The organism is Stenotrophomonas sp. 2YAF22 (assembly GCF_052114665.1).
Taxonomy (GTDB): Bacteria; Pseudomonadota; Gammaproteobacteria; order Xanthomonadales; family Xanthomonadaceae; genus Stenotrophomonas; species Stenotrophomonas indicatrix.
The window spans coordinates 1-3639 of record NZ_JBFRFE010000439.1; the positions used below are offsets into that span (position 1 = coordinate 1).

Annotated in this window: 3 protein-coding genes and 1 rRNA gene; 2 read left to right on the forward strand and 2 right to left on the reverse strand. The window is 66.0% G+C overall.

The annotated features are described in order from the left end of the window. Window positions 1-95 (forward strand): 5S ribosomal RNA (gene rrf / locus AB4Y84_RS16010); the annotation flags it as partial. 218 nt (window positions 96-313) lie between these two features. Here the strand turns inward: rrf and AB4Y84_RS16015 are convergent. Continuing rightward, window positions 314-2029, reverse strand: a complete 1716-nt coding sequence (locus AB4Y84_RS16015; RefSeq protein ID WP_312787696.1) for a M28 family metallopeptidase — start codon at window positions 2027-2029, stop codon at window positions 314-316. Between the two features lie 78 nt (window positions 2030-2107). Further along, window positions 2108-2770: a hypothetical protein gene (locus AB4Y84_RS16020; RefSeq protein WP_442244690.1), complete on the reverse strand. Its 663-nt coding sequence runs from the start codon at window positions 2768-2770 to the stop codon at window positions 2108-2110. A gap of 94 nt (window positions 2771-2864) precedes the next feature. Between AB4Y84_RS16020 and AB4Y84_RS16025 the strand changes: the two genes are divergently transcribed. Continuing rightward, on the forward strand, window positions 2865-3639 hold a 775-nt coding region (locus tag AB4Y84_RS16025), incomplete at its 3' end, for a murein hydrolase activator EnvC family protein (protein WP_442250430.1).

Consider the following 3639-nt stretch of genomic DNA (forward strand, 5'->3'; position numbering starts at 1 on the left):
GGAACCACCCGATCCCATCCCGAACTCGGAAGTGAAACGTAGCTGCGCCGATGGTAGTGTGGCCTAAGCCATGCGAGAGTAGGTCATCGCCAGGGTTTACATCCAAAAACCCCGCTGCTCAYGCAGCGGGGTTTTTCTTTGYGCGCGAGAAACCRARGGKAGTGCCGGCCGCTGGCCGGCAACCTCATGAACATCACGCGGCTGCACGTGCCWGCCGGCCAGCGGCCGGCACTACCGGGGCCCAGCACAACACGCACAAAAAAAGCGGCGCCCAAGGGGCGCCGCCTTTTTTGGAGCTCAACTGCTGGCGGACTTACTTCGCCGCAGCGGCCGGTGCCTTGGCCTTCATCATCGTGTCGCGGGCAGCCTTGAACGGATTGCCTTCGTACCAGTTGGGCCAACGATCGCCGCCGGCCAGTTCCTTGCCAACGCCGTACATCAGCTGCAGGTCCTCGACCGTGCCATCCAGCTTCCAGGTGGCCGGGTCATACTCGTCCTTCGGGCCGTGGTAACGGTTGGAACCGTAGTCTGCGGCGGCCTTGCGACCGGCCTCGACGCCGCCGTCGCGCAGGTCCTCACCGCCGTCGGCATACAGCGCCGGCACACCCGCCTTGGCGAAGTTGAAGTGATCCGAACGGAAGTAGAAGCCGCTTTGTACCGAGGTTTCGCCGTGCAGGGTGCGATCCTGGGCTGCAGCCAGCGGCTTGAGGATGTCTTCCAGCTCCGAACTGCCGAAGCCGGTCACCGTCACGTCCTTGGCGCGACCGGCCACCGACATCGCATCGATGTTGATGACACCGGCGATCTTGTCCAGCGGGAAGGTCGGGTGGGCGACGTAGTACTTCGAACCCAGCAGGCCGGATTCTTCCAGGGTCACCGCCAGGAACACCACCGAACGTTCCGGCTTCGGCTCCTGATGGGCCATCGCTTCGGCCACCTCAAGGATGCCGGCTACGCCGGTCGCGTTGTCGACGGCACCGTTGTAGATGTTGTCGCCCTGTTCGCCCTCGTGCTTGCCGAGGTGATCCCAGTGCGCCATGTACAGCACGGCCTCGTCGGCGCGCTTGCTGCCAGGCAGTACACCCACCACGTTGCGCGACTGCTTCTGCGCGACCTTGCTCTTCAGGTCCACCGAAGCGGTTGCCTTCAGCGGCACCGGCTTGAAGCCGCGCTTGCTGGCATCCTTGTAGGCCTGGTCCAGATCCAGCCCGGCACCGGCGAACAGGGCTTTGGCCGCGTCGGCGCTCAACCAGCCCTGCACCGGCAGGCGCGGCTCTGCATCGTCCTTGGCCGGCAGGTCGTACTGCGGGCCAGCCCAGGAGTTCTTCACCACGTCCCAGCCGTAGGACGCGCCTGCGGTGTCATGCACGATCAGTGCGGCGGCGGCACCCTTGCGCGCGGCTTCCTCGAACTTGTAGGTCCAGCGGCCGTAGTAGGTCATGCGCTTGCCGTCGAACAATTTCTCGTCATCGACATGGAAGCCCGGGTCGTTGACGAACATGACCACGGTCTTGCCCTTCCAGTCCTGGTCGGCGTAATCGTTCCACTTCTGCTCGGGTGCGTCCACGCCGTAGCCGACGAAGACGAGGTCGCTGGCATCGACCTTCACTTCTGTCTGGCCGGTACGGGTGCCCACCACCATGTCGGTGCCGAACTTCAGCTCGCGGGTCTTGCCGTCCTGGGTGAGAGTGAGCACGGTCGACTCATCGGCCGTGGTTTCGGTCATCGGCACGTCCTGGAACCAGCTGTCGCCGTTGCCGGGCTGCAGGCCGATGCGCTGCATCTGGTCGCGGATATAGTTGACCGTCAGTTCTTCACCCTTGCTGCCGGGCGAGCGACCTTCGAACTCGTCAGAGGCCAGGGTCTTCACCATCTCGCCAAAGTCGGCGGCGTTGATCCCGGGAGAGAACGTGTGCGGGGCCGGCTTGGCGGTGCTGTCGGCGCTGGGCGCCGGAGCCGGGGTGTCTTCGCCTTTGCAGGCGCTGAGCGCGGCCGCAGCGGCCAGGCACAGGAGGAGTTTGCGGGGCATCATCGGTTCCTGGAAACACAAGGGACGGCCGCGCAGCGGGCGCGACCGGTATCGGGGAGTATCGCCCAAGCCGCAGGCTCAATCGGCCGGGGCGGTGTCGGTATCGAAGGGAATCGGATCGGCGCCGGTGACCGCGCCGATGCGTGCGCTGCGGTGGACATACAGAACCACTTCGCGCTCGAACAACAGGCTGCCACTGACCACGGCATTCGGCCCGATGATGACCCGCGGCTTGCGACTGGCGGTGAGCGAGACGCTGAAGTTCGGCTTGCGCACATGCACGCCGCCGCCGACCTGCGAGCCGATGCCGACGGTGATGTCGCCATTGACGGTCTCTACGTCCTTGCGCACGCGGCTGCCGACCAGGCCGATGCCGCCGTTGACGGTTTCCACGCCGCCTTCGATCTGGCTGCCCTGGTCGCTGAAGATGCTGCCGTTGACCGTGCTGACATCCCCATGGGCCGTCACTTCGCGGCCGAGGCGGATGCCGCCGTTGACGGTCTCGATGCTGCCGGTGCGGGCACGATCGGCGACCTTGACGCCGCCGTTGACGGTGTCGATGCTGCCGGTTTCCACGCCCTCGCCGACACGGATGCCACCATTGACGGTGTCCAGCTTGCCGTAGCGCTGGCCCGGATCGGCGCTGATGCTGCCGTTGACCTTGCTCACGTCTGCCTGGGCCCAGGCCGGGCCACTGGCCAGCGCAATGCCCAACAGCAGCGGAATGGAGAGAGCTTTCATGGGAACCTCGTTGTTGTGCGGCTGGCAGGCCGCGTGCGGAGATGTCACCATTCCCCGCACGTCTCCGCATCTGCCTGAAGTCACTGGAAAGCCCTTGCGCAACAACGTCTTCCCCTCACGCCGGCATCACATCGCCACCCTGCGCGGTGGACGTTGCCTGTTGCTGGGCATGGCGCTTGCCCTTGCGCTGCCCATGCCTGGTGTGGCGCAGACCTCTTCGGCCCGCGAGGCCGAGCGCAAGCTGCAGAAGCTGCGCACCGAACTGAAGGGCGTGGCGCAGGAGCGCCGGCAGATCGAGGGCCAGCGCGGACAGGCCTCGCAGCAGCTGCGCGAGGCCGATGAAAAAGTCGCACGCAGTGGTCGCACGTTGGCCCAGACCGAGGCGGCACTGCGTGAGCAGAGCAGGGCGCTGGCCGAAGCCGAGCAGCGTCGCAATGCGTTGCAGTCCAATCTGGCAAAACAGAATCGCGAATTGGCAGGCCTGTTGCGTGCGGCCTACCAGATTGGCAACCACGCGCCGCTGAAGCTGTTGCTTTCGCAGGACACGGTGGCCGATGCCAACCGTGCGCTGGCTTATCACCGCTACCTGCAGCGCGAGCGTGCGCAGCGCATCACCACGCTGACGGCCGACCTGAAGGAGCTGGAGACACTGCAGACGCAGATCGCCCAGCGCCAGCAGCACCTGCAGGGTACCCAGCGGGAGCAGAAGCAGCAGGTCGCCACGCTCGCATCGGACCGTCGCGAGCGTGCGCAGACCGTGGCTTCGCTGGAAGAACGCTTCAAGGCCCGCATTGGCGCCGACTCCGCCCCGGAAACCCGGCTCAGGCTGGCGCTGGCGCGCGCGGGGCTGCCCGAGCCCGGGGTGAACC